The organism is Nitrobacter vulgaris (assembly GCF_002028545.1).
Lineage (GTDB): Bacteria > Pseudomonadota > Alphaproteobacteria > Rhizobiales > Xanthobacteraceae > Nitrobacter > Nitrobacter vulgaris.
In genome coordinates this window covers 1-24,009 of sequence record NZ_MWPQ01000044.1, presented here as the reverse complement: position 1 = coordinate 24,009, position 24,009 = coordinate 1, and the positions used below count along the sequence as shown (strand labels likewise).

General features: G+C 57.2%; 27 protein-coding genes and 2 pseudogenes. 17 read left to right on the top strand and 12 right to left on the bottom strand.

All coding sequences use genetic code 11. The features are described 5' to 3' along the window. Nucleotides 1–39 precede the first annotated feature (39 nt). The 5 genes and pseudogenes from B2M20_RS11715 (at nucleotide 40) to B2M20_RS11695 (ending at nucleotide 3,136) form a co-directional block, all read left to right on the top strand. Nucleotides 40–339 (top strand): usg protein, encoded by a 300-nt coding sequence (locus B2M20_RS11715; protein WP_079447227.1) that lies wholly within the window; start codon nucleotides 40–42, stop codon nucleotides 337–339. A gap of 191 nt (nucleotides 340–530) precedes the next feature. Next, nucleotides 531–1,271 (top strand): competence/damage-inducible protein A, encoded by a 741-nt coding sequence (locus tag B2M20_RS11710; RefSeq protein ID WP_079447226.1) that lies wholly within the window; start codon nucleotides 531–533, stop codon nucleotides 1,269–1,271. Nucleotides 1,272–1,371: 100 nt separating this feature from the next. Then, nucleotides 1,372–1,878 (top strand): xanthine phosphoribosyltransferase, encoded by a 507-nt coding sequence (gene gpt / locus B2M20_RS11705; protein WP_079447225.1) that lies wholly within the window; start codon nucleotides 1,372–1,374, stop codon nucleotides 1,876–1,878. A 62-nt stretch (nucleotides 1,879–1,940) separates the two neighbouring features. After that, a pseudogene (locus tag B2M20_RS11700) lies at nucleotides 1,941–2,425 on the top strand (hypothetical protein). Nucleotides 2,426–2,530: 105 nt separating this feature from the next. After that, nucleotides 2,531–3,136 (top strand): 2-hydroxychromene-2-carboxylate isomerase, encoded by a 606-nt coding sequence (locus B2M20_RS11695; RefSeq protein ID WP_079447224.1) that lies wholly within the window; start codon nucleotides 2,531–2,533, stop codon nucleotides 3,134–3,136. Between the two features lie 19 nt (nucleotides 3,137–3,155). Here the strand turns inward: B2M20_RS11695 and B2M20_RS11690 are convergent, their stop codons facing one another. Continuing rightward, entirely contained in the window at nucleotides 3,156–3,554 is a 399-nt protein-coding gene (locus tag B2M20_RS11690) for a hypothetical protein (RefSeq protein WP_079447223.1), read from the bottom strand. Between the two features lie 339 nt (nucleotides 3,555–3,893). On the opposite strand from B2M20_RS11690, the gene B2M20_RS11685 reads away from it, so the two are divergent. Together B2M20_RS11685 and B2M20_RS11675 are read left to right on the top strand one after the other, a co-directional pair. After that, complete coding sequence (locus B2M20_RS11685; RefSeq protein ID WP_079447222.1) at nucleotides 3,894–5,150, top strand: tyrosine-type recombinase/integrase; 1,257 nt, start codon at nucleotides 3,894–3,896, stop codon at nucleotides 5,148–5,150. Nucleotides 5,151–5,586: 436 nt separating this feature from the next. After that, complete coding sequence (locus tag B2M20_RS11675; protein ID WP_139372892.1) at nucleotides 5,587–6,579, top strand: hypothetical protein; 993 nt, start codon at nucleotides 5,587–5,589, stop codon at nucleotides 6,577–6,579. Between the two features lie 165 nt (nucleotides 6,580–6,744). Here B2M20_RS11675 and B2M20_RS11670 read toward each other — a convergent pair whose 3' ends face one another. Then, nucleotides 6,745–8,004 carry a type II toxin-antitoxin system HipA family toxin gene (locus B2M20_RS11670; RefSeq protein ID WP_079447220.1) on the bottom strand — a complete coding sequence of 420 codons (1,260 nt, stop codon included), beginning with the start codon at nucleotides 8,002–8,004 and terminating at the stop codon, nucleotides 6,745–6,747. After that, a complete protein-coding gene (locus B2M20_RS11665) occupies nucleotides 7,994–8,335 on the bottom strand; it encodes a helix-turn-helix domain-containing protein (protein ID WP_079447219.1) in 342 nt (113 codons plus the stop codon). Before B2M20_RS11665 ends, B2M20_RS11670 begins: the two co-directional genes overlap by 11 nt. A gap of 435 nt (nucleotides 8,336–8,770) precedes the next feature. Between B2M20_RS11665 and B2M20_RS11660 the strand changes: the two genes are divergently transcribed. Continuing rightward, nucleotides 8,771–9,688 (top strand): ArdC family protein, encoded by a 918-nt coding sequence (locus B2M20_RS11660; RefSeq protein WP_079447337.1) that lies wholly within the window; start codon nucleotides 8,771–8,773, stop codon nucleotides 9,686–9,688. Between the two features lie 5 nt (nucleotides 9,689–9,693). Here B2M20_RS11660 and B2M20_RS11655 read toward each other — a convergent pair whose 3' ends face one another. Beyond that, complete coding sequence (locus B2M20_RS11655; RefSeq protein WP_079447336.1) at nucleotides 9,694–9,876, bottom strand: hypothetical protein; 183 nt, start codon at nucleotides 9,874–9,876, stop codon at nucleotides 9,694–9,696. A gap of 464 nt (nucleotides 9,877–10,340) precedes the next feature. Here B2M20_RS11655 and B2M20_RS11650 point away from each other — a divergent pair, with 464 nt between their 5' ends. The 6 genes from B2M20_RS11650 (at nucleotide 10,341) to B2M20_RS11625 (ending at nucleotide 15,232) form a co-directional block, all read left to right on the top strand. Further along, on the top strand, nucleotides 10,341–11,186 hold the full coding sequence (locus B2M20_RS11650) for an abortive infection family protein (protein WP_079447218.1): 846 nt from the start codon (nucleotides 10,341–10,343) through the stop codon (nucleotides 11,184–11,186). A 578-nt stretch (nucleotides 11,187–11,764) separates the two neighbouring features. Beyond that, on the top strand, nucleotides 11,765–12,106 hold the full coding sequence (locus B2M20_RS19115) for a plasmid mobilization protein (RefSeq protein ID WP_139372891.1): 342 nt from the start codon (nucleotides 11,765–11,767) through the stop codon (nucleotides 12,104–12,106). Between the two features lie 37 nt (nucleotides 12,107–12,143). Next, complete coding sequence (locus B2M20_RS11640) at nucleotides 12,144–13,793, top strand: relaxase/mobilization nuclease domain-containing protein (protein WP_079447216.1); 1,650 nt, start codon at nucleotides 12,144–12,146, stop codon at nucleotides 13,791–13,793. Nucleotides 13,794–14,297: 504 nt separating this feature from the next. After that, nucleotides 14,298–14,531 (top strand): hypothetical protein, encoded by a 234-nt coding sequence (locus tag B2M20_RS11630; RefSeq protein ID WP_079447335.1) that lies wholly within the window; start codon nucleotides 14,298–14,300, stop codon nucleotides 14,529–14,531. Nucleotides 14,532–14,564: 33 nt separating this feature from the next. Beyond that, nucleotides 14,565–14,738 carry a hypothetical protein gene (locus B2M20_RS19560; protein WP_158081535.1) on the top strand — a complete coding sequence of 58 codons (174 nt, stop codon included), beginning with the start codon at nucleotides 14,565–14,567 and terminating at the stop codon, nucleotides 14,736–14,738. Between the two features lie 278 nt (nucleotides 14,739–15,016). Continuing rightward, nucleotides 15,017–15,232: a hypothetical protein gene (locus B2M20_RS11625; RefSeq protein WP_079447214.1), complete on the top strand. Its 216-nt coding sequence runs from the start codon at nucleotides 15,017–15,019 to the stop codon at nucleotides 15,230–15,232. Between the two features lie 26 nt (nucleotides 15,233–15,258). Here the strand turns inward: B2M20_RS11625 and B2M20_RS11620 are convergent, their stop codons facing one another. The 4 genes from B2M20_RS11620 to B2M20_RS11605 form a co-directional block, all read right to left on the bottom strand. Further along, entirely contained in the window at nucleotides 15,259–16,158 is a 900-nt protein-coding gene (locus tag B2M20_RS11620; protein WP_139372890.1) for a hypothetical protein, read from the bottom strand. Between the two features lie 62 nt (nucleotides 16,159–16,220). Continuing rightward, on the bottom strand, nucleotides 16,221–16,679 hold the full coding sequence (locus B2M20_RS11615; RefSeq protein WP_079447212.1) for a hypothetical protein: 459 nt from the start codon (nucleotides 16,677–16,679) through the stop codon (nucleotides 16,221–16,223). Then, complete coding sequence (locus tag B2M20_RS11610; protein WP_079447211.1) at nucleotides 16,676–18,211, bottom strand: type IV secretory system conjugative DNA transfer family protein; 1,536 nt, start codon at nucleotides 18,209–18,211, stop codon at nucleotides 16,676–16,678. Before B2M20_RS11610 ends, B2M20_RS11615 begins: the two co-directional genes overlap by 4 nt. After that, complete coding sequence (locus B2M20_RS11605) at nucleotides 18,211–18,648, bottom strand: hypothetical protein (RefSeq protein ID WP_079447210.1); 438 nt, start codon at nucleotides 18,646–18,648, stop codon at nucleotides 18,211–18,213. Before B2M20_RS11605 ends, B2M20_RS11610 begins: the two co-directional genes overlap by 1 nt. A gap of 39 nt (nucleotides 18,649–18,687) precedes the next feature. Between B2M20_RS11605 and B2M20_RS11600 the strand changes: the two genes are divergently transcribed. Beyond that, nucleotides 18,688–19,224: a hypothetical protein gene (locus tag B2M20_RS11600; protein WP_079447209.1), complete on the top strand. Its 537-nt coding sequence runs from the start codon at nucleotides 18,688–18,690 to the stop codon at nucleotides 19,222–19,224. Between the two features lie 75 nt (nucleotides 19,225–19,299). Here B2M20_RS11600 and B2M20_RS11595 read toward each other — a convergent pair whose 3' ends face one another. After that, on the bottom strand, nucleotides 19,300–19,554 hold the full coding sequence (locus B2M20_RS11595; RefSeq protein ID WP_244553504.1) for a hypothetical protein: 255 nt from the start codon (nucleotides 19,552–19,554) through the stop codon (nucleotides 19,300–19,302). A gap of 317 nt (nucleotides 19,555–19,871) precedes the next feature. On the opposite strand from B2M20_RS11595, the gene B2M20_RS11590 reads away from it, so the two are divergent. Together B2M20_RS11590 and B2M20_RS11585 are read left to right on the top strand one after the other, a co-directional pair. Then, entirely contained in the window at nucleotides 19,872–20,204 is a 333-nt protein-coding gene (locus B2M20_RS11590; protein ID WP_079447208.1) for a plasmid mobilization protein, read from the top strand. Next, nucleotides 20,194–21,627, top strand: a complete 1,434-nt coding sequence (locus B2M20_RS11585; protein WP_079447207.1) for a relaxase/mobilization nuclease domain-containing protein — start codon at nucleotides 20,194–20,196, stop codon at nucleotides 21,625–21,627. Before B2M20_RS11590 ends, B2M20_RS11585 begins: the two co-directional genes overlap by 11 nt. Nucleotides 21,628–22,071: 444 nt before the next feature. Here the strand turns inward: B2M20_RS11585 and B2M20_RS11580 are convergent, their stop codons facing one another. From B2M20_RS11580 to B2M20_RS20785, 3 genes and pseudogenes are all read right to left on the bottom strand, one after another. Continuing rightward, on the bottom strand, nucleotides 22,072–22,734 hold the full coding sequence (locus tag B2M20_RS11580; protein WP_079447206.1) for an SOS response-associated peptidase: 663 nt from the start codon (nucleotides 22,732–22,734) through the stop codon (nucleotides 22,072–22,074). A gap of 189 nt (nucleotides 22,735–22,923) precedes the next feature. Then, the gene (locus tag B2M20_RS20295) at nucleotides 22,924–23,445 is read right to left on the bottom strand and encodes an OB-fold nucleic acid binding domain-containing protein (RefSeq protein WP_244553503.1); all 522 of its coding nucleotides are present in this window, start codon (nucleotides 23,443–23,445) and stop codon (nucleotides 22,924–22,926) included. Between the two features lie 147 nt (nucleotides 23,446–23,592). After that, nucleotides 23,593–23,844, bottom strand: a pseudogene (locus tag B2M20_RS20785) (helix-hairpin-helix domain-containing protein); the annotation flags it as partial. Nucleotides 23,845–24,009 lie beyond the last annotated feature (165 nt).

The following is a 24,009-nucleotide window of genomic DNA, read 5'->3' as shown; positions in this document are numbered from 1 at the left end:
CGTCACTTCGCCGATAGCGCAGCCTTCAAGGAGGTTGAGATGGTCACGAAGCATGACGTGCAGTCCCGCGGCGTTTCGGATGATTTTCGTAAGCAAGTGCTCGGCTATGGCCTGACGACGGCCGAGATCCTGTACCGCCGCCCCGATCGCCAGTGGTTATTGCAGAGCTACGTCTGGCAGAATTACGACATGTTCCCGAAATTTCCGGTGTTGTGCGACTTCCTCGCTTTTTGGGAGAAGCAACTCGATGGACCGCTGGTTTCGGTGACGGTCGCGCATTCGAGGCTGATCAAGCCTGCTGAATTGCGCGCGGTGGATGGCGTGTTCTGTCTGCATTGAGGGCCTTGACGATGGAGCGCTGCGGCCTCTGTTGTTGCGCAGTCAAGGCGCACGTCTTGACGCTGGCGCGGCTGCGCGTCATGTGATGATCCCGAATGCGCGCCGTACGCTCCGCAATGATGCGGCGGGTTCGCCATGAAGCGGCAGGTTCCGGGCGAGGGACAAGTACCTGCTGACGGCGAGGAGAGGTGATGGGTGATATTGTCACCGCGGGCGTTTTAGTGATCGGAGACGAAATCTTGTCCGGCCGGACGAAGGACAAGAACATCGGATTCATTGCGGAATACCTGACCAATATCGGAATTGACCTCAAGGAGGTACGCATCGTTGCCGACAATGAGTCCGATATCGTCGCGGCGTTGAACGCGCTTCGCGCGCGTTACACCTACGTCTTCACGACCGGAGGCATCGGCCCCACGCATGACGACATCACCGCCGACAGTATCGCGAAAGCCTTGGACGTCAGCATCGATTATCATCCCGAGGTGGTGGCGCGTTTCAAGGAGCGTTACCAGAAGCCCGGCGAGTTGAATGAGGCGCGGTTGCGGATGGCGCGCCTTCCCCGGGGGTCCGAACCGATTCAGAGCGCAACCATTCTGGCGCCCGGTTTCAGGATCGGCAATGTCATTGTCATGGCGGGAGTGCCATCGATCATGCAAGCGATGATGGATATCGTCGCGCCGTCGCTGCAGGTGGGCGAGCGGATGCTGTCGGAATCGGTGCGCGGCAATTGCCGGGAAGGTGACATCGGCACGCCGCTGCGCGAGATCGCCGAGGCGCACCCGGACACCACCATCGGCAGTTATCCCTTCCTCGACGAAAACGGCAAGCCGAACACGAGCCTTGTGGTGCGATCCCGCGATCAGGCCAAGCTGACGGCGGCAATGGACGCAATCAGAGCGATGCTGACGGCACTCAAAGTGCCTCAGTAAATGGCCCATCGGTTTGGCGTCTCGCACTCAGACCAAAAATTCTGGATATGATGAGCGAGATTTCTGCTCTTGCAAAAAGACTTGTGACGGAAACCACCAAGTGACTGCTAACAAAACGCCCAACAAGGCTTTTCCGGTGTCCTGGGACCAGTTTCATCGTGACTGCCGCGCGCTGACCTGGCGGCTGAACGAGACAGGACCCTTCCATGCAGTGGTCGCTATCACCCGCGGTGGTCTCGTCCCGGCAGCGATCGTGGCGCGCGAACTCGGCGTCCGCGTGATCGACACGGTGTGTGTCACAAGCTACGACCATATCCGCAAAGGCGAACTGAAAGTGCTGAAAGGCATCTCAGATGCGACCGCGAAACTCGGCGGCGGCACCGGCAAGGATCTTCTGATTGTCGACGATCTTGTCGATACCGGCGCTACAGCGCGAGTCGTGCGGAGCATGATTCCGGACGCACATTTCGCTACCGTCTACGCCAAGCCCCTCGGCAAACCGTTGGTTGACACGTTTATCACCGAGGTTTCGCAGGACACCTGGATTTATTTCCCGTGGGATCTCGACCTTGCCTTCGCCCCGCCGTTGCGTGACGGCGCAGCATAGAATTCTTCATCGTTCTCGCCGGCAACAGGTCAAGAAAACTCACGTCATGGTTCGAAAGGTTCATGCATCCTTTGCAAAACCGTGTCATGCCTTCAGGCGACATTGTCGCGGTGTCGCAGCGCGGCGCCTTCACCGGCAACCGTGGAATCATTCACGATCCGGCGGACACCGCCCGTGCTTCCATTGCCGGCGCGCGGATGCAAATGCGTTTCGTGCCGCGTGGAAACGAGGCAATCGTGCCCGCTATGCGTCAGCGCCTTCAATAGACGCAGTTCTTCACGTGGAACGGCTCGATGGCCGCACGAAGCGACTGCATTCGCTTTCGATGCCGATCAACGAATTGCCGGACGGAGCGATGGTGCGCGCGGGTGAACAAAATTATTTGATTGTGGGTGCACGACCGTTGCTGTGGAGCTTTGATGGCTATTGCGAGGCGAGCTTGCCGCTTGCAGGCCCCCGGTTGATCACGCCACCATCCACCATGCGCGCATTGCAGGCCGGCTATCGTGTGAAGCTGCATGAAAGTGTGACGATTCAATCCTATTGATCAATGTTGTGACATCATGTCCGCCTTCACGTTGATCTTGAGCCATAGTTGACAAGACAGGGATGGTCGGGCCAAGCCGTGGCACGAAAATAAAGGAAGCAGTCCATGATCGAATTCTTCTTCGATTGCTCCAGTCCCTGGACCTATCTCGCTTTCCACAACATCCAGCCGCTGGCAAAGGAGTTCGGTGAGCAGATTTCGTGGCGGCCGGTTTTGGTCGGCGGAATATTCAATGCCATCAACCCGAGCGTCTATGCCTCGCGGGAAAATCCGGTGGCGGCGAAGGTTCGCTACATGAAGAAAGATCTCGCGGATTGGGCGCGGTTGGCGGGACTTGCGATCAAGATACCGCCGACTGTGTTCCCCGTAAACAGCATCAAAGCCATGCGCGGCTGTCTCTGGCTTGGCAACGACGCGATGGTGCCGTTCGCCAGATCGGTGTTTGAAGCCTATTGGCGCGATGACAAGGACATCTCGCGTGAGCCGGTGCTGGCCGAGATTTGCAGGTCGCTCGACATCGACCCTGAAAAGCTTCTGACCGGCATTGGAGATGAGGGCATCAAGAACGAACTCAAGGCTAATACCGACGAGGCGATCGCGCGTGGCGCGTTCGGATCGCCGACGATCTTTCTTAGCAAGACCGATATGTATTTCGGCAACGACCGCCTGCCGCTTGTCCGCGAGGCGCTGCAACGAAAGAGCGCTGCGTAACACCCGCGACGCTTTTTTGTTATTTTTGTTTCTCCGTTGGAGCGAGAAACGTGCGAGCGCGCGTAACCAGTCGAATCTGCTCGGAGTTGTTAATTCGCATCGCCGCGACCAACTCGATCACCTTCTCGGCCTCCTTCAGCCTGGTTTCGGCGGCGATGCGACGCCTTCCTTCGTGGCCGAGTTGCTCGCCGATAGATCGGTGAGATTGATCCAATGCATCCCATTCCGCTTTGGCATTGCTCAGTGCCTGGATCTGGGCTTCGATGAGGTCGGCAGCTGCTTCACAAGCTTTTGCGGCATCCTTCACGACGACGCCGTGCCAAAGCTCGGTGAGGTTTCTCTGGTAGCCGTCCTTGAGCATCTCGGCGTCTTGCCGCAACCGCTCCACCAGGTTGGTCACATCGTCGGTTGGGATCATGGGTTCGTCTCCTGCCTCATTTCATCACCGAGTGAACGCATTTGCAGAACGCGCGAGCTGTTTTGCAATACCGCCATTGCATTTCCCCACTAAGTGTTTGAAAAGAAAGCGCACAGGCATGGCGGAATCGGTAAACGCAAGGGACTCAAATCACTGCCCCCATGGCGAAACTGGTAGACGCAACAGACTTAAAATTGTAGTAATTTACGGAATTCATGATCAAATAAGACAATAACATCAATAGCTTGATATTTTCTTGCCCGCCTGAACCCCTCCTGATATAATTACACATAGATTACACAAAGTTGCACTGTAAGGCGCATCAGGACGCCGTGCATTATGGCAAATCACGAACTCATGGGAGGTAGACTCCATGTTTACAAACGCGAGGAAAGCGCACGCTTCTGGCAGTGCGCGACGTTCCTCGCAGGACGCAATCACCGCGTCAGCACCAAGCAGGAGAGCCTCGCTCAGGCAAAAGACTTTGCAGAAGACTGGTATCTCACCCTCAAGGGCAAGCTCATCAAAGGCGAGCTGCGCGGCAATGAGAAATCATTCGAATTCGCAGCAGAGCAGTTCTACCGTGAATTCAAAGTTCTGACCGAAGGTCAACGCAGCAAGATCTATGTCGAGGCGCACAGGACGCGTCTCGATAATCACATCCTGCCCTTCATGGGCGATAAAGGCCTCTCTGAAATCACCCCGGGCCTCCTGCAGGAATACCGCATTCATCGCCATGAAAAGGCGATCGCGAGGTGGGGAGCACCCCCCGCCCGCAACACCATCCACCAGGAGGTGGTGGTGATCAGGCAGGTGCTGAAATCAGCCGTACGCCACGGCTGGCTCCGCCTGATGCCTGACCTGTCGGAACCGTACAAAGCGTCAGGCAAAATCTCTCACCGCGCCTGGTTCTCGCCGGACGAGTACAAGCAGTTGTACGAGGCAACCCGCGAGCGCGCGAAAAATCCAAAGAAGAAGAGATTCAAAAAGGAAAGCGAACAGCTTCATGACTTCGTGCTGTTCATGGCCAATACCGGCCTGCGCCCCGATGAAGCCTGGCGGCTTCAATACCGCGATGTAAAAATAGCGCATGATGACGGGCTGGATGAAACCATCCTGGAGATCGAGGTGCGCGGCAAGCGCGGCATTGGTTATTGCAAGAGTATGCCGGGCGCAGTCGAACCCTACCGGCGGCTGGTAAGGCGCAATAAACCCGAGCCGTCCGACCTCATTTTTCCGAAGCGTCAAAAAGAAATATTCAACAATGTGCTGAATGAGCTGAACCTCAAGACCGACCGGGATGGTCAGTCGCGCACTGCCTACAGCCTGCGCCATACCTACATCTGCCTGCGACTGATGGAGGGCGCTGACATCTACCAGATCGCGAAAAACTGCCGCACCAGCGTCGAGATGATCGAGAAATATTACGCCTCGCATCTCGTCAATACGCTGGATACGACCGCGATCAATGTCAGGAAGCAAAAGCCGGTGAAGAAGGCGGTGGCATTGCCCGAGCCGGAGCCGAACAAGGTCAGCTCAAAGCGCGATGCGAGGCCCGGAGTACGGCGTGCGAAGGCTCCGACGAAGAAACCATAACAATATCATGTGAATAAACAGCTTTTCCGACTCCGATCCCTTCGCTATAGATGAAGGCTGTGCGGGCGTGGCGAAACTGGTAGACGCAACGGACTTGAACAAGGCCTGAGTGCTCTACGGGAAACCGCAGATGCAGAACTGCTCAAAGTCGGGGAAACCTTTCAAATGGCAATCCCGAGCCAAGCTCCTTCAATATCCTTGAAGGTGAAGGTGTAGAGACTAGACGGGCAGCACCTACAGCGCGCACGCGCCACGGTGAAGGGATAGTCCAGACCACAAACGCCATAGGGCGGCGGTGAAAGCCGAAGTGGTATGAAAATCCGTAGGGCCGTAAGGCCTGTGCCGGTTCGATTCCGGCCGCCCGCACCAATTTTCCAATCTCGACGAAGGCTATCTTTATGACGTCGTCAGCGGCAACCTTAGAAGAGATACGTTTTTGAAACCGTTCATTTACAAGAACACACTCTCCAAGGTGAATGTCAGTCCGCCACTGCATCAGACCGAACCGATGGGGTATGCCTACGAAATCGACGAGCACTTCGTACACTTCTATGGACGCGATAGCGGTCTCTGGGTCATCTCGTCTGGTCTTACAACAACGGAGGGAAAATCCGGGACAATCGCCGATTGGATAACTGCCACTTTCGGCGCAACGGACGTTGTCGCTGGTGCTCGGGAAGTCGGGGAAACGGTTGCCGGAGTCTGGCGACCTGGCGTGTTTCTTTACGATGACATACGCACGGCGCTAGCAACGACCGACAGTGACCGGCACGAAGCACTTCAGTCAATGAGGCTGCTACTCGATCGACTGGACGAATTGTTTCTCTACGTTGAGCCTGGCCCCGCAAGCCTTAGTACCTATAGCCACAAAACCCGCGAGCTTCTTATCCTCGCCTGTACTGAGCTTGAGAATGCGTGGACCCGCTATATGCGCGAGGCAGACGCCGCGCCAGCTGGCAAAGACTTCACTACCGGCGACTACGTGAAACTTCTGGCTCCGCTTTTCCTTAGTGAGTTTCAGCTGACGCTAAAGGCTTTCCCAGGCGTCGCACCATCGCGCCCGTTCCATGGTTGGACCGCGGCACAGCCGACTAAGTCACTTCCATGGTATGACGGCTACAACCAAACAAAGCATGATCGCAAAACGCATTTCGACAAAGCAACGCTGAAAAACTGCATCGATGCTGTTGCGGCCAATCTAGTAATGTTCAGTGTGCGTTTCAGTCCATATCCTTTGTATAACGAAGGCGGAACAATATCGTCACTATTCAGGCAGCTCTTCGAAATCGAGCTTAAGGACTGCCGACGTGAGAGCTTTTACGTCCCGCTGATAAAGTTTCCAGACAATCCGAATTTGAATCTTATCGTGATCGATAGCGCGAACCAAAAAATGGTTCAGCCGTGGGGGGTGAAACCGTTCTCCTTGTAAGTGTTGAGAGGTGGTTCCGGTTTGCGAGATGGTGTGATGATAACGGCATACGAAGAGCTTTCGCTCTTTTAGAGCGCGTTCCGTTGAACCGGGCTCTAGGCGTTCCGCCCCGAGCCTCCTTCGTAGTCTCGGCCAGTCGGTGACGATCCCTCGCGCAGGGCAAGGTCAGCGGGAGAATCCTTCATATAGGAACGCGCCGCGGATGGTTTCAGCATCCTTTTCGGTGACGCCTTGGGCGCGGGCAACGTCGTACCAGCTTGCTTTTACCTGTTCGGTCATCTTTGAAACGATCGTCATTGCATCCTCTGGCTCCAGCAAAAATCTTGTGTGCTGGGACAGGAGATTGTTTGCGCTCGCAAAGCGGCCCTGATCGCCGATATCCATCGCGAGGTCGCGGCGGTCCTGCGCGATCACGGGTGACGGCGTGAGATCATAGGCTGGTGAGAGTTTCCAGTCGCGGTCCTTTGCGATCAGCGCATGGTTGCGCGGATGATCATCGATGTTCGAGATCAGCGCGTTGAATACCATGCGCCGGAACAGCTCGGGAGCGTCCCGTTTGGGCTCGGCGACGACGCGGCGTAGTTCTTCCGCCATAAGAACGTATGACCAGCGCTCTCGTGCTTCAGGCGCTTCGTCGGCGCGCAGCAAGGTGAGGCCGCTGATCATGCGCGCGCGCGTGTAACCTTGGGCGGTGTTTTCGCGGTCGAAGCGTTTGACCAGCAGGACATCCTTTCCGGCGATGGTTTCGACGCGGCTTGCGGCTACGCTGATGCCGCAGCTTTTTGCGAGCTCAAGCATCGCGTGCTCAACCCGGGTGTTGTTCCAGCGGTCGTCGGGGCGGTTGAATTTTGCGACCCAAAGGCCTTGATCGTCTTCGACGACGGCTTTGGGGCGCGCACCGCCCATCGAGGTGCCGATCAGCATCAGATCCTGAACCTGAGCGGCTTCCTCGGTTTTAACATCCTCCTCGCGCATCAACGCTTCCGCGATTTCCTGAAGCTTTGCGAGTTCAATAGTTTTGTTGAATTTGCGCCGGGGGGCAGGCGGCTGCTGGCCGAGGCCAAAGCCGAGCGCTCCCGCGCGGTCATCAGCTGAGGACAGCAAATAATCGAGCTCGCCGAGCTGCGCTTGCCCAGCATGTTTTTCGATGACGCGGCGGCCCCAGTAGTCAGGGCCGGAATCGCGCAGCGCGCCGAACACACCGTTCAGGCGCGCGGTTTCATAAGTATCGCCTGCAAGCTTGAGTTCGATCGGGTCGATCGCAACCGCATTGCCACGGGCAAGATAGGTTTTGCCGTAGACGAAGCGCCCCAGCGCGTTGCCGCGCCGGTCTTGCGTCAGTTCGAACTTGCCAGCGGTGACGGACTCCGTTTCTCCGGGCAGCGTGATGTAAACGAAGCATTCCGCAGGAGACTTAGAAGTCATTATCCAGCCCTCCGCTCTTGCGGACACGCACGCGTGCTTTTGCAGCCTCAAGTGAGAGGCCTTCTTTATCGGTGAGCGGATCGGCGAGTGTCTCGATCGGCTGAAGCAGATCGTAGAGCCAGAGCAGCGCCGAATAGACAACGATGCCGGTTGATGGCTTGCCCTTCTCGGCATCCATGACGGCGCGCGGCCCCGTGCCGATGCGCGCGGCTGCATCCTCAATTGTGATGTTGCGGCGAACCCGTGCAGTACGCAGGTTATCGCCGAGGCGCTTGAGCGCCTGTTCGACCGGAAACGGGGGAGCTGTCTGAAGCTTGTTGCGGGCAACCATATGCTTTCAAGAGCCTCTTAAGTAGGTTTAGCTGCTTTCAAGAGCATATCAGATTCTACCGTTCAGCGCAAGAAAATGCTCTTAAGGGCATGTAAAGTCGGTTAATCAGCTCGCAAGAGCACAATTTCCTATTCGCCGCATATCATGCGGAGAATAGGCTTCTTATCGCCGCATCAGGCGGTTTTCGCCATTTCTGGCCGTCCGGCAGGCATTTATCCATTCAGACACCCGACCTTCCTTCACTCGCGCAATTGGCGTCTCTCATCATGCCGACGCTGCGCCGGTGCGCGCCCACTTCAAGGGCAAGCCCTCGGCTTTCCGGCAAGCCGGGCCGTTTCGCCGGTGGCGAAATTCCGCAGCCGCTTATTCCCCGTCGCCTTCGCTCAGGCATCGAGACCGCCAATCAGGGCGGCTCGCGAAAGCGAAGGAAGCGATATGTCCCGGCAAGTTCACCATGCCGCCAAACGGCAAGACATCTACTCTGAAATCACCTCGCAGCTGATTGCTGCGATCGAGGCCGATCCCGGCAAGCCCGCGCTGCCGTGGCGCAAGTCCTCCGGTCCCTTGTTCATGCCGGTCAATGCGCTCACGCATAATGCCTATAACGGCATCAACATCGTCAGCCTTTGGGTGGCGGCAGAAGTGAAGGCTTATGCAACGCCCATGTGGGCAACCTACAAGCAGTGGCTTGAGCTTGGTGCCCAGGTTCGCAAAGACGAGAAGTCGAGCCTTGTCATCTTCTACAAGGAGTTCGATGCGAACCCCGATCCCGATGATGCAGGCGATGACGGCAAACGCCGTATCGCGCGCGCATCGCGGGTCTTTAACGCCGCGCAGGTCGATGGTTACGTGAGCACTCACGAACCAGAAAAGCTCGGACCGGTCGAGCGGATCGCAGCGGCGGATTCTTTTGTCAGCGCCACGGCAGCGCGGATCGAGCATGGCGGCGATCGCGCTTATTACCGGCCTTCCACCGATCATATTCAGATGCCTTCCGAGGATGCGTTCTGTGGAACAGCGACGATGAGCCGGAGCGAAGGATATTACGCAACCCTTGTTCACGAGCTCACGCACTGGTCAGGTGCAAAACACCGGCTGGACCGCGAGATGGGCAAGCGCTTCGGCGATCATGCCTACGCAGCGGAAGAGCTCGTAGCCGAAATCGGCGCGGCGTTCTTATGCGCCGAGCTTGGCATCACCCAGGAGACGCGGGCCGACCACGCGCAGTATCTCGCACAGTGGCTCACGATGATGAAAAGCGACTCGCGGGCGGTCTTTGCCGCGGCGGCGAAGGCGTCTGAAGCGGCTTCTTTCTTGAAGTGCTTCAGCGCCGACAGGCGAAACGCCGCCTGATACGCTCAGCGCGGCCGGAAATCCGGTCGCGCCAGTGTCAGGCGGATATTGTAAAGGTTGTAGTGAGCTATCCGCAGTTCCTGCGAGCCTTCCGGCAGCCCCGGAAGCTCGCTCGCGATTTTGCGCAGCAGAGTCGTGAGTTCGAGACGGGACAGACGCAGCAGTTCGGATTGTGAAATCACTCTCATTTTTTCCTCCATCGTTCGGGCCGCGACCATCGCGGCCTCCTGGAGGAAAGGCCCTGCGCCTTCGTCAGCGGGCTGCACCGCTTGCGGCCGAAACGAAGTGGAGGAATGCCCCTGCATTTGCGGCCATGCGAGCTGACGATCGGTGCGAGGACTTGGTCAGGAGGCCAGGCGTGACGCGGGAGAGGAACGTTGAGAAAAAAAGCTTTTACAAACCGGACTGCGGTTTGAGTCTGATCCGTGATGGCGAATGAATGAGCCGCTACACGAGCCTGAATTGAGGGCGCAGCGAAGGATCGTCAGGCTGCACGCCCGCAACCAGAAACGCGCATATCTGGTCTCGCCGCGAGCTGACTGCGCTGACGCTCAGGCGGTATTTCGCGGGTCTGTGGTACAATCCGTCGAAAGAGTTGATTCACGGAGAGCACGGCGGCAAGTGCCTGGCTGGGCCGTAAACGGTGATTGCAATGGTGACGATTAAACGCTCGGAAATGCGACAGATAGATCAGGTGCTAGGGATGGAGAGCGGCTATGTCCTCGATTTCTCAAACAGGACATTTTCAGAGTTTTTCGAGGACGAATTCGGGATCAGTATCTACGACGATAAATACCAGGTCAGCGGCGCTTCCAAGGCAAATCTGCTGCGCGGATTCATTGAAGTGGAGGACGGGTATCTGGTCGGCCAGGCGCTGCGCAAACTGTACGCCCATCGTAGCCGGACCGCCGTTGGCCGAGAGGGATTTCAGGCCCTCCCGGAAGAGGCGCAAAAGCAGTTCTTCGAGCTGGTGGCGAAAATCGAGTCAGGCGCATCCTCGCCCGTGCTGGGTTCGCTTTCAAACGCCGCGCAAGTGCTTAACTTCGACACCGTGACCCGCGATATCGAACGCGCGCTCGCAAGCGCGGATAAAGACCCCGAGGATGCAGTTACAGCGGCGTGCTCGACCGTCGAAAGCGTGTGCCGCTCAATCCTGATCGAACTCGGTCTCGGCCTGCCGGAGAAGAAGGATATCAAGGGGCTGTTTGCCGCGGTGCGCAAGCCTTTAGGACTAGGTACTGACCGTGATGATCTGGATGCCCTTATTGCGGACGATGTGCGGAAAATCCTGAACGGGCTTGCGACGGTTATCGAAGGCATCGGTTCGCTTCGCACCCATGGCGGCGACGCCCATGGCAGGGAGCGCGGCTACGCGAGGATCGACCGCAGAATCGCAAGTCTTGCCATTCATTCGGCAAGCACCGTGGCGCTTTTCCTGATCGAGACATGGCAGCGGAAGCACCCGGCTCGCGAGCTCAAGCTGCACAACGCGGCATGAAATTCCTCCTTGCGGAGCGCCATTATGGATGCGCGAGCACTGCGCGCCTCTAAATTAGCATCTTCAATAGTAGGCTTATCCAAAAAGCATATTCGCAGCTTCAAATGTAATCAGCGCGCAAGCGCGCGGCTGTCTTTGCAACCTCGTGTTGAGGTATGTCAGACTGAAAGAAGAGAATAGCAGAGGATACAAGGTGTGCGCGGACCGCCGCGCTCACCTTGAGGGGGGCTCAGATGCCGCCCCCCGTTGCACCCCTGGCTTAAGTCGACCGTTCGCATCTCGTCAGCTTTGAGCTGACGGCGAACGACCGACGCGGGACCATTCTATCCCGCACCCTGCGACCAAGGCGGAGGCGGCCTTGGATACGCCTCTCGGTTGGCGGAAGCCGTGTCCATCTTCCCGCCAACCGGCAAAGGGCTATCGCGCCCCTTGCAACCACGACCAGGGCTCACGGCCACCCTGGACCCGCCTCGCGGCACGCGGTGCTGTTATGCCCGCCTGCGGGCGAAGGGCTTTCGCGCCCCTCGCGACCACGACCAGGCAATAGGCCTGGAAGACGCCAAACCACGGGAGGGGCGGTGGCGGAAAGCGGCAGTGAAACAAGGCAACGCTCCGAGCGGTACACGGTCCGCTTCACGCCGCTTGAGCACGCGCTGGTATGCGCTAAAGCTCAGGCAGCAGGCGTTCCGATCGCCACCTTCCTGCGTTGCACTGCCTTGAGCTTTCCGTTCCCGCGCGCGGCCCGCCGCCCGGCCTCCAGCCACGAGGATGTCGCGCTGCTGCTGGGCCGAATCGGCCAGCTCGCCATGGCATTCAGGAGCGCAGCGGCGCTTGCAGACGCGCAAGCGTTCGAGACAGCCTTGCAGGATCTGTCCGAACTGCGGCTCCTGTGCTTCACCGCCCTGGGACGGAAACCGTGAGCATATTGCGGCACGCTAATATGCGCGGGCGGCGGCCATGATTATCTCCGGTATCCAGACCGGCAACACGAGGTGGCTCGCGCGCCATCTGCAAAACACCGTCGATAATGAAACAATCGAGCTGGCCGAAGTGAGCGGCACGGTCGCGACCGATATTGACGGCGCACTCGCCGAAATGGACGCGCTCTGCGCGGGAACGTGTGCCAAGGAAGGAGTGTATGCAGCCTTCATCAACCCGCCACAGCCCCTCACCCGGGAGCAGTTCATGCGGGCGATCGCGCTCATCGAAGAGCGCCTTGGCCTCGCGGGGCAGTCGCGCATCGTGCTGTTTCACATCAAGAATGGCCGTCATCACTGCCATGTGGTGTGGTCGCGCATCGACATCGAGCACATGAAAGCCATTCACCTTTCTCATGACCGGCAGAAGCTGCGCAAATGCGCGCAGATGCTCGCAGCGGAGTTCGGGCTCACGCTACCCGACGGCCTCAAGAACGATCGCGGCGCGGAGCGGTTCACGGACCCCGAGCGGGCGAAGCGTCCAACCCGCGCCGAGAAGGCCCAGGCGAAACATTCCGGCATCGGCCCGGAGGAGCGCAGGGCGGCGATCACCGAAGCCTGGCGCAGTTCCGATAGTGCCGAGAGCTTCCGGAATAGCCTTGAAGAATTGGGCTATCTGCTCGCAAAAGGCGATAGCCGCGCTTTTGTCGTGGTCGACCTCGCAGGCGACGTTCATAGCCTCGCGCGTCAGATCGACGGCGCGAAAACAAAAGACGTCGTAAGGAAGCTGGAGGGAATAAATCTCGCGCTTTTGCCCAGCGTGGAAAAAGGCAAAATCCTGATGCTGCAACGCGCCGCCGCCATGCAGGATACGGCCCGCGAAAGGCTCAAGAAGGATACAGCGGCAGAGGCCATTCGTAATAGCCTATTGGCTGCCCAGCGGGCGAGAAAGCTCCAGCTAGATCTCAACTGGCAGGTGATGAAAGTCCGGCATATGCATGAGCGCAAGGTTCTGCTCGCGCACTTTATGGCGGTGCGAGAGCGCCATCTCGCGCGGCGCAAGTGGCAGGCCGTTGGGCTCGCGCTCTATCTCAAAAAGATCGTGTTTCTCCGCGCGCTAGTTCGGCACCATGAGGCCCGCCAGACAAAACACAAGCGATCAATCGAAGAGTTTCATCGGCAGCTTGAAGATAGCATGCGCAGGCGGCATGGCAATGAGGCGGCGGAGCTCCAGCGCCGCTACGACGCGCTGCGTCGGCTTGACAGGCTTGAGCTGAGATCGCTCTTGCAAATACAGATTCAGCCGTACATGCGGGCAACGTGGCTGGGTCACGATGTTGGCGATTATGACGGCAAGATAGCGTTCGGCGTTAAGCTGGGCCACAACCGCCGACAGCTCGACAAGGATTTTGATCAACATGTGGAGTTAAACCGCAGGAAAAAATTGAACAATCACTCCGAGCGTGTAGCCAAGTATCAGAAAACTCTCGCTTACATGCGGGAAAGCGGCATCGAGATAACGGATGATCCTGCATCCAAATGGCTACCGCTGCAACGGAAGCAAGCTGAAGTGATTCAGCAAACTGGCAGATGGGAAGAGTTTCACGCCAACACTGCGGAAGTCACGCGGCACGGACGAAATGTTTTTCGAGGACCACCGGGTCCGGAGATCACGGCTCCCAAAAGCTAAGGACGCTATGCCAGAATTCCCACATTGAAACATACCGGCAATATGCGCAAAGATGACGCTTATCGAGAACGGTTTGCAGATTTGGTGGGCGCGGATGACAAGGATGCCCGGATGCAGAATCTATACTCGTGCTTTGAAGCGGGAAACTGGCCATCATCATGATCTGCTAGCGGGAAGGTCCGAAGATTTGTCCGGTGCGGCCGTGATTGAGATTACGGCAATCAGCTTTTCCGTTCATCGCGCGACCGTTCGATCTTTTCTGAATTGCCTGTGCCGTTTGCATCCTTTTGAAAAGCTGAGTGCTTCGACTCTAGACGCCATGACCTGACAGGGCGCGCTTCCGTTTCAATGCCGGGCCCTCCGGGTTTTTCAAAGGTGTCCCCAGCTTCCGCGCTGTGCTTGTGCAGCCGGGCGATGCCCCTCCCTTTCAAAAGCAGTGATCCGGGCGCTCTGCCGCCCCGTCTAAGGTTTGGCGTGTCGAACATTCAGCAAAAGGAGCAAATCATGGCACGCAACTTCAAATCGAACCGCAATCCAGCCCGCGAAGCGAAAGCACCTGCCTACGTCGCGTATTACGTAGCCGACAAGGGAGAGGACAAGTCCTTCTGGACCCGCATCGGCGCAGCCTGGGATCACGAAGACGGCAAAGGTCTCACCTTGCAGCTCGACCTGATTCCTGTCACGGGCGGACGCATCGTCCTCCGCACTCCATCAGAAACCGAGGAGAAAGGCGCGTAAGCGCCTTTTTTCTTACTAACAAGGAGAAGCACAATGAAACGCTACATCGTAAAATTCGAGGAAATCCGTCACTACGAAATGGTCGTCGACGCTTTTGACGAAGAAGGCGCGATCAAGAAGTCCAGAACCGGCCCCGATCTACCGACATGGGTCAATGTCGAGCTCGATAACTTTCGGGCGGAAGCCATTACGAGAGAACCCGCCTAATTGGGTCGGGCGCGTCCTCCGCAAAACTGCGGAGGACCGGGCTCTAGGTAAGCGCCCCAAGCCGCCGTCAGCGTCTTGTCTATCCGATAACGATCCCTCGCGCGAAGAGAGGGCTTGCAGCCCTTAGCCGTCAAGGGCTGCGCAAGCCGCAAAGGATGCGGCCCTGTGACGGCTTAACCCCTGCTCATTGCCGCACGGCTAGTCCGGTTGCATCGCAACCGCTTTTCTTATTCACGCAACTGTGAGCAATCGGGCGCTTCTTCCAGACATAGGCTCCAATGACCGGCGACATGCCGGACATTTTTACAAATTCATATTGGAGGAATGTGATGGGCAATGACCCTTGGAAGAAAGGCGTAAGCGACGTTAAGCAAGGTAAGGGCGCGCCGCCTCCGGGCAGTTATAAAAGCGACCAGCAGAGAAAAGAAGAGATCGCCGGTCGTGCTGCAGAGATAAAGAGGCAGCAGGACGAGGCGAATAAAAAGAAGAAGTGAGTTAAGCGGGTCGCGGACCGGCGCTCTTACAGCGTCGGTCTCGCGTTTCGGGCAGTTCGGTTAGCCGCGCGAATTTGCTCGGAAAGACGCTCCTCAAACCTGAACTGCGATGTGTAGGCGATATCTTCCTCAGGACATTGTAAAGAGAGACTCTCGACTTTGCCCGGGAAAGCCGCAGACGCGTGGATGCTGATTTTCCGCTGCAGCGCATCCTTATAGAGCGGATGGCCGGGCGCGATTGTTCCTTCCGTCACCGCCCGCGCGAGCTGCCACGTAACGGCGTGGGTTACCTCGTGAAACGCATACGCGAGCGGCCTTAGCGCCCTTCTCCAATTGAGCAGCTTCGTGTGAAGCACGATATCCGTGTCTTCCGGACCACGCGTCGTCATTAGGTAGCGGAACTGGGCATAGGAATCGCCGCTTAACTTCTCGAAAGATATGGGCGGCACCAAAAACTCAACTCCATGTTTGCTGAATGATTTAATTTGCGCCCTGATTTGCTCCCGTAGAAATTCTTTCCGCTCTTCAATGGTCATGTCCGACCATTCGCGCAGGCCTTTCTGAAAATCTTGCTCTAACTGCAGTTCACCCGCGAATTTATCTCTCGCCATCTTCATCCACTCATAGAGCGCTGGCGAGTACTGCCGCCGCTTACCGAGATCCTGAAGATAGAAAATCTCCCTTTTATAGAAATCTTCCCGAACGTAATTATACGGCGGGGAGAAATGGTCTTTGCGCTTCGCCATTTCCATCACGGCATCGGCGAGATAGCTGAACACATAAGCGTTCTGGCGGAGGGTGAGCGCTGCGGGGTCGAGCTTGCCGATTGCGCGCATTGCACGGTCGTGGCTGCGCCTCGCAAACTGCTTTTCACGGCTTTCTTTGACGAGAGGTTTTACTTCGGCTGCAAATACGTTCGATAACACTCATGAAATAATACCATATCGCCGTCACGACCATCAAAGTTCAGGCAGATTTTCATGTTGTTTCAATGAGATGGAAACCACGGGCGTGCAGCGTATTCGTGAAGCATTCCCTGATAGGCGAGGAAGCCAAAAAAGAGCCCTTTCACCGTCCAGCTTACGACCTGGTCCCAGTACTCCCACATGCCAAGACACGTCCACCAGGGGAAGTCGACCACGCCGCCTTCTCTTGTATAAATCACTGTTTTTGCCTGCGCCGCTCCCGCCTTGAATCCCCGTATCGCCATGCCGACGCTCAATACGAATAGAACGCCGAACAATCCCCATAGAACGACCGGGTAGTAAAACGCCACAAGGGAAGCAGAGAGGCTATTGGGGCCATCATAGATGAAGGACGGTCGCGGGTTGAACATCGAAAAGATCGAAATAGCGCCGCCTGCGAGAAGAAAAGCATCGAGGCCAAAACTGCCGGTAAAGAATACGAACCGAACAAGTCCCTTAATCCAAGGGAATGCGTTTCTCATGACCCAAACCATCCTCTTTTAGGTTTGACGGGCGGTGATGACAGCGCTTGACCGCTAAGCAGCGCCGTAATGTTTCTATCCTTGAAGTAGGGCGTCTTCTTAAGGGCAACCGGAACGCTATGCGGCAGAAGCAGAATAAGGAATTCATCGGCGGCCTTCCGCCGCGCGAAATGAATCTGAATTTCGTCCGTTGCAAGTAAAGGCGTTGTCGTCTCGCTGAGGCTGACGCTATCGAGCCCGCCAGCAGGCATGGAGAGCCCGGTGGAAACGATACGCGTCTTACCAAGGCGCTCCGAGACATGCCGGAGCGTCGTAAGGTCGGTGTTGCCGAAGAAAAGCTGGGCTCCCGCGTTGCCGACGAAGGACTCCCAACTTTTCTCGTAGTGCTGCTGGAGCTGCGAAAGATCTTGCAGGAACGGCCATAGCCGCACGCCAAAGCCAGCCATAAGTCCCGCCGCAATCGCCATCGACGGCATGTGGCCGAGCGAGGAAAACTCGTCCATGAGAAACAGCACTGCGGGGCCGGAAGGTTTTTCATTCGGCCCCTGGTCCTGCGCATCTTTTTCCAGCATCGCGAGCGCAAAATTTATGACGGCCCGCAGCCACCTTGAATGCGTCGGCATCCGTGATGCAGGCAGACAAAGATAAATCGTGACCGGCTTCGCGCCCGCTGTCCGGTGCGACGCGCGCAGCGCTCTTAAAGACGAAAGAGTTTTTTTGGCCGGAGCTCCGCCCGCAAGCACTTCGCGCATACCGGGGCTGTCGAGGAATTCCGTATGCCTTAAGGCTGTCGAGAGCACTGAATCCCGCTCTCTCTCGGGCTTTAACTCAAACGAGTTGCCAATGGCCGCCAGAACACCATCGAGCGCATCCGACTCCTCCATCTCAATCACTTGAGGCGCAAGGAGTGCAGGGTTGGAAAGTATGCGGCGCATTTCATAGAGGTTCTGCTTGTCGGCGAACGGGCTGTTCAGCTTCAGATGCAGGATGAGGCCCTTGATGAGCTCCCGCGCCGCTTCATCCCAATGCGGGTCTTTCAGGTTCTTGTCGGCAATCAGGCTGTCCGCAAGGAGCGTGACATCGTCGATGAAAGCAGGGTCCGACGGGTCGAGATCGTCGAACGGATTGTATGAAGCCTGTTCGGCTTCTCCTGAAACACCGAAGGGGTCGAGGACATATACGTCCTGTCCCATAGCGCGCCGCCTCGCGGCAGTGAGGCGCGCGTTCTCACCTTTGGGGTCGATGCACAGTATCGACCCGCCATAGAGCGCAAGGTTGGGGACGATCAAAGTCGTCCCCTTGCCGGCACGGCTGCCGGCGACGGTCAGGCAGTGCCGGTCATCGGTAACGCCGACATAAGAACCGTCATCGAGCTGCCCGACGAACAGGGCATGCCGCCCGCACAGCGCCTTCAAATCCTTATGGACGATGAGGCCTTCAATCGCGGCAATGTCGGCTTGCTCCGCCCACTTGCTTGACGCCGATTGCGGTTTGCGTACTGCGGCGTGGCCTCGGGGTAATTGGGGCGGCATCACTCGCGCTCCTTCGATGGATACCGATCTTTGCCAAGGTGGCGATCAAGAAACCTCACCTGAGAAATCTCAAAGCGGCGAGCGCGTTCGGTTAGATCGTTTTGCTCGCGCTCACGGACGGTCTTTTCCGCCGCATCGCGAAGTGATTTGAATTTTTGAGGAGAGAATAGGTCGTCGCTGGCGGTGGTGCGGGCGAAGTCCGGCTTAGGCGCAGGTTGCGGCTTACCAAGCTGGTTCTGGATTTCTTTAATGACGCGCTCATCGCGCCTTAGATCATTCTCTTTTTTCGTGCGGTCCTGCTCACGTCTGAAGGTAATCTCGTTATTCTCGTATTGCGTTTTTTCGCGCGCTGGCAACTTCTCAATGTCTGCTTTTGAATGCTTATTAAATGACTTGCCGATTTTGCCGCCATTATTTGCGCCGTCCTCGTCCGCCATGTTAGAATTCTTTCAATCAAGAAAAATAACGGAGGGAATATGAGCGAATTTGCGCTTGCGATGGACCGCACCCGTCGGGACAAGATCGAGGCGGATTTAATGGAATTCGTGCTTGGAATGTACCGACGCTATCATAACGCGAAGCACGAGGTCGAGTCGGCATTGATGTTCGCCGCAAACGAGATCGCAAGCCGCGAAGGCATCACCGCCGGGCACGCCCAGGACCATTATCAGCTGGAGGCATCCCGCACCACGCTTGCAAAGCGGAAGATGTATGACGGGGCATGGCTTCCCCCGGGCGGCAAGGTGGAAGAGGCAATCAAGGGCTGGCCCCACAAAGAGAGTGCATGCCAGGAAGACCTTGAAAAGGAGGTTGTCCGGCATTGCCGCCGTTACGATGGCAAGCAGCCCAACCGGTTCATTGCGAGGGCGCTGACGAACGTCCTCATCGCGGTTGCTGACAACTACATGCTCGAACACCTCGCCTTCATGGCGCAGTCAGTGCTGGGCTTTGCGGACAGGACTTTGCCCGGAGTTCTGGATGAGGCGCTCGGCCAGGACCGCTACCCGGCGTAGGCCGAAGGCGGGACTAGCCGCGGGGGCTGCCCCCTCAAATGCCGTGTTCCTCGGCTGCGCTCTTATAGGGAAAAATCACAAGCTCATTGGCTTCATTGATACGAACGAGGCCGCCGTCCTCGCGATCATCGGCAGATAGATCGCCGCCGATTTCACCCGGTAACCGGGTTCATATTGGAGGAGCTGACGGGCCGCTTCCAGCGGGCCCTCACGCAGTTCCGCCATGGTGAGCGGCACGTTGTCCTTACCGAGCACCCGTATCTTCAATGCGGAATTGTCGGCTTTGGAGACGGGTGGCTTACGCCTTCTTCCCTTTGGGCGAACTGGCATCCAATCATTTTACAGGACTAATCCCAGCCCACACACGCGGGTATGTACCGGACGATGCGGCCATGGCTAAAGCCCAACTGGCGCAGAAGCGGAGGGGATGGTAGTAAGGAAAAAGGAGAGTAGTCCAGAGTAGCAAGATATGTTTTTGTGGCACGAAAACCTTTCCGGCTAGCGCGGAGGTTTCCCTGCCAAAAAACGATTTCATCTTGCCAGCGTTCCGCCGCTGAACCACGGAAGTCCGGCACGGGGCCTGACGGCATAATTCATTTCCACGACGCGTCCTTATTTTTACGCGGGCGTACGCCAGGGAGCGAACCATGGCCCGGCCCCGGAAAGGCCGTGACGACCAGCTCAGCGAGATGCTGCGCTGCCGCCTTCGCCCTGCCGAATATCTTCGCATCCGGCAGGCTGCGCATAAGGCGAATATGTCCGTTTCGGACTACACCCGCCGCATGCTTCTCACGGGAACCGTCGTCGTAAAGAAGACGCGGACCCTAGGCCCTGAAGTCTTTGACGAGCTGCGCCGCATTGGCATCAACCTCAATCAGGCCGTCCATAAACTTCATGCAACAGGCCTGATTCCGCCTGAGCTGGCAAGGGCGGCTGCCGCCGTCGAAGCCGCCATCCTGGACATCGCTGATGGTGCCTAAAGTGGCGGGGAAAGGCCGAAGCTTCGTCGGCGCTGGCCTTTATTACCTTCACGACAAGAAGGCGGAAACCAGCGAGCGCGTCGCCTTCGCCCACACCGTCAACCTTCCGACCCTGGATGCCGATAAAGCGATACGGCTCATGGCTTACACCGCGATGCACCAGACGGAGATCAAGGCACGGGCGGGTGGCAGCACCCGTGGCCGCAAGCTGACCGACCCCGTCTATTGCTACAGCCTGTCATGGGCTCCCGGAGAGGAGCCCTCGCAGGACGAGATGATCGGTGCGGCCAAGGAGACGCTGAAAGCGCTCGGGCTTGAGGGCCACGAAGCGCTCCTTGTTGGGCATGACGACGAGCCGCATCCGCACATCCATATCATCGTCAACCGCGTCAATCCCGAGACCGGCATTGCGGCACCCCTCAAGATGGACCACCTGAAACTTTCCGCGTGGGCGGAAGAGTTCGAACGCAGGCAGGGGCAGATCAGGTGCGAGCAGCGCGTCCTGAATAACGAACTTCGCAGGCAGGGCGAGTTCGTAAAGGACCGCAGCAGCCAGAAGGCCGCCGAGTTTCAGCGCTGGCGGATGGAGCGCGCACATCGCAGGAGTGACAGGCGCGTGCGGGAAAGTGATCGCCTTGGCGTAAAGCACCACGGCGAGCGCGACCGGCTCCGCACAGATCGAGACCGGCTCGTTACAGAGCAGCGCAGGCGCTACCGTGAAGCGACGCGCGCCGACTGGCATGATCTTTTCACAATTCAGCGCCAGGAACGGCGAAGGTTCGCAGACGCACAGCGGAATGCCTGGAGCCGCGTGCGGTTCGATATTCGCACCTATGGCGAGGATTACCGCAGGGCAGGCAAGAGCGGACGCAAGCAAATGTTGAAGGGAGCAGCTAGCGCGCTTTTGGGGTTGAAAGCACAAAGGAAGAAGCTGGAGCTAAAGCAAAAGAACGAGCGTCTATTCTTTGCACGTAAGCTGAACGACAGAACAGATAAGCTCACGGAAAAAATCCGGCAAAAGCACGAGCGCGATCTCTCGGCGCTTTACAAGAAGCAGGCGGATGAGCTCCACGAATTAAAGATGCGCCAGTCCAAGGAGAGCCAGGCGGAAGCGCGCGAGATCACCGAAGATCGCGACAAGGAGATATTCCGCAAGGAGTGGCGCGAGAAGCGCAAGTCATCGCTCACGGAACACTTCAGCAAGGCGAACCGGGAAGCGGGCAAGGACGCAGCCCGCGACGGCGGAGAAGCGGCGTCACAGGAAAGGGATTCCGCCAGGGCACGTAAGAGAGGCCTTACAGATGAATTCAAGGCAGCGCGCGGCCTGGCACCTGAGAAGAAAGGAAAAGACAGCAAGGGAGAGTTCAAAGATAACGCGAAAGATGTAGGCCACGATACTGGACGTAAGCCGAAAGGAGATTAGAGCCGCAGCGTTATCGCACCGCATCCAACAGCATGCATACCACGCGACATCTTTCTAGAGGCATCAAAAATCAAAAGAGCGTTTTTTTCGGCTGAAGCGCAGGTAGCATAGCCCCGCGCAACTAGCCGATCGAACTATCGAGCACAAGGCAATCGAAGCCGCCAATTGGGGGATCATGCGACGCTAGATATAATGCCGGAAGGGAAGCAGTTTGTGACATCGGCGAAATCTTAACCGCGACCCCTGAAGTGGGAATATTCCACGAAAAACCTGTGGCGCCGTTCGAACCAAAGAAAGTTTTTGCGGAAAAGTGCATGGCGGCGCGCGATACAGCTTCTATTGAAAAGACGACGGACCGAAAGGCTGAATTCAAGAAGAATGCGAAGGACATAGGTCATGACATCGGGCGCGAGCGCAGCAGGAACAAAAAGTCGCCAAAATCAATCAGGCTGCGGTTTTATCCTCCTTATTGGCACCGCGTGCGACAATACGAATACACTCGTCTGGCACCGGACGCTGCAAGGCCTTGGCCTCATCCCAGGGCGCGCGCATCCAAACATCTCTTTCTTCTTCCGTCGTCAAAATGACCGGCATTGCCTTCAGATGAATTGGTTCAACAACCGCGTTAGGTGTCGTTGTGAGGAAGCCGTAAACAAAGTGCGGTCCGGGAACCGGATTTGATTTTGGGCCTCGCTCGCCTGTAAAAAGCGTCCACATACCGGCAAAAGCAAAGAGCGGACGATCCTCGTTCAGCGCAAACCAGACGATGTCTTTCTTCCCCGTCGCAGGGTTTGGCTGCGGGGCGTATTCCGAAAAGCTTGATGCAGGAACAAGGCAGCGGCTTTCTGGCTTCAGCCATCTCCGCCAATGAGGAGATAGCGTGTTACGTATATTTGTGATCGGCGGACCGCCGAAGTTTGGGGGCGGAGGCATACCCCAGCGCATTTTAATCAGCTCGCGATTGCCATCTTCGTTGCGGACGACAGGCGCTTCCTGATCTGGGAAGACGGAAGGAAGGCTCGGAAGATTTCCCGCTCTGTCGTGGAAAACGCCGAACAAACGGCGAATGGCTTCCTGGTTTGTCGTGATGCTGTAAAGATTACACATATCTGAATTTAACATTATCGGTTTGTTCGCGGCAATCAATCAGTGCGAGAAGGCCGTTAGCACGAGCCAGAACCTGCAATCTTGAGGGTCTCGTTTGCGTTTATGCTCATTTGAAGCGGGGGCAATCTGACGGAGATATATTTCGAGCCAGGTGCCGAACCATTCTGCGGCATGTGTGCCGCGTCAGCTTCATTTGAAGTTTCGAGCCGAGGGAATGAAGTCACGGCTGTCCCGGCCACTAGGGCTGCGCTCGTCTGCGTGGGCGAGCGTCAGCAGCGGCAGGTTTTCTGTCTCGTCTTCAGTCATCCCGCGCATGAGATGGGTGAGATCATGGCAGGTCTTAACGATCACATGAATGACATCTCCTTCTCGCTGCACTTTTCCATCCACCATGATGAGTCTTGAGTGAAGGATTTCGCGCCGGAATTTACTGAACAGAGTTTTGAAGATGACAAGATTTGACACGCCGGTCTCATCTTCGATCGTCATGAAGCAGACGCCGCCTGCCGTGCCGGGACGCTGGCGGACAAGGACGAGTCCCGCGACCTTAATAGGCGCAGCGTCCCGGGCTTCTTTGAGATCGGCCGCGCAGGCTATTCTGAGCTGGGTCAACTTTTCACGCACAAAGCTCACCGGATGCGCTTTAAGCGAGAGCGCCGTCGTGCCGTAATCCTGCACGACATGCTGCGGCAGGCTCATGACCGGCAGCACCGGCTCCTCTTCGACGATTGCTTCGTTTGGTTCGCCTCCAAACAGGATGATCGGAGAATCAGCAAGGGCGGTTACTTCCCAAAGCGCTCTGCGTCGATCATGACCAAGAGAGCGAAACGCATCTGCGTTCGCAAGACGCTCCAGTGCCGCCTGTGAAATCCCCGCTTGATGCAGCGCGTGAATATCGCGGTAGCCTCCGGCTCTGCGCGTTGCCAGCAGCCTCATATCTTCCTCACGAACGCCTTTGACCTGGCGAAGCCCGAGACGGACCGCCTTATAACGGCCAGCCTCATCTTCCAGCGTGTTATCCCACTGAGATTTATTGACATCCACCGGGCGAACCTCAACGCCGTGCTTCCGGGCATCGCCGACGATCTGCGCCGGTGCGTAAAAGCCCATCGGCTGACTGTTGAGAAGCGCGGCGCAAAATAAATCGGGATAGTGGCACTTCAGCCATGAGGAGACTGTCCGGGATCAGCGCCTATGGCACAGAATTGATTGTGTGATCTAAGGAGTGTTCGGTTCTCGTCGCGGACGAAGGAACGAACATGAGCACGAAGTCGA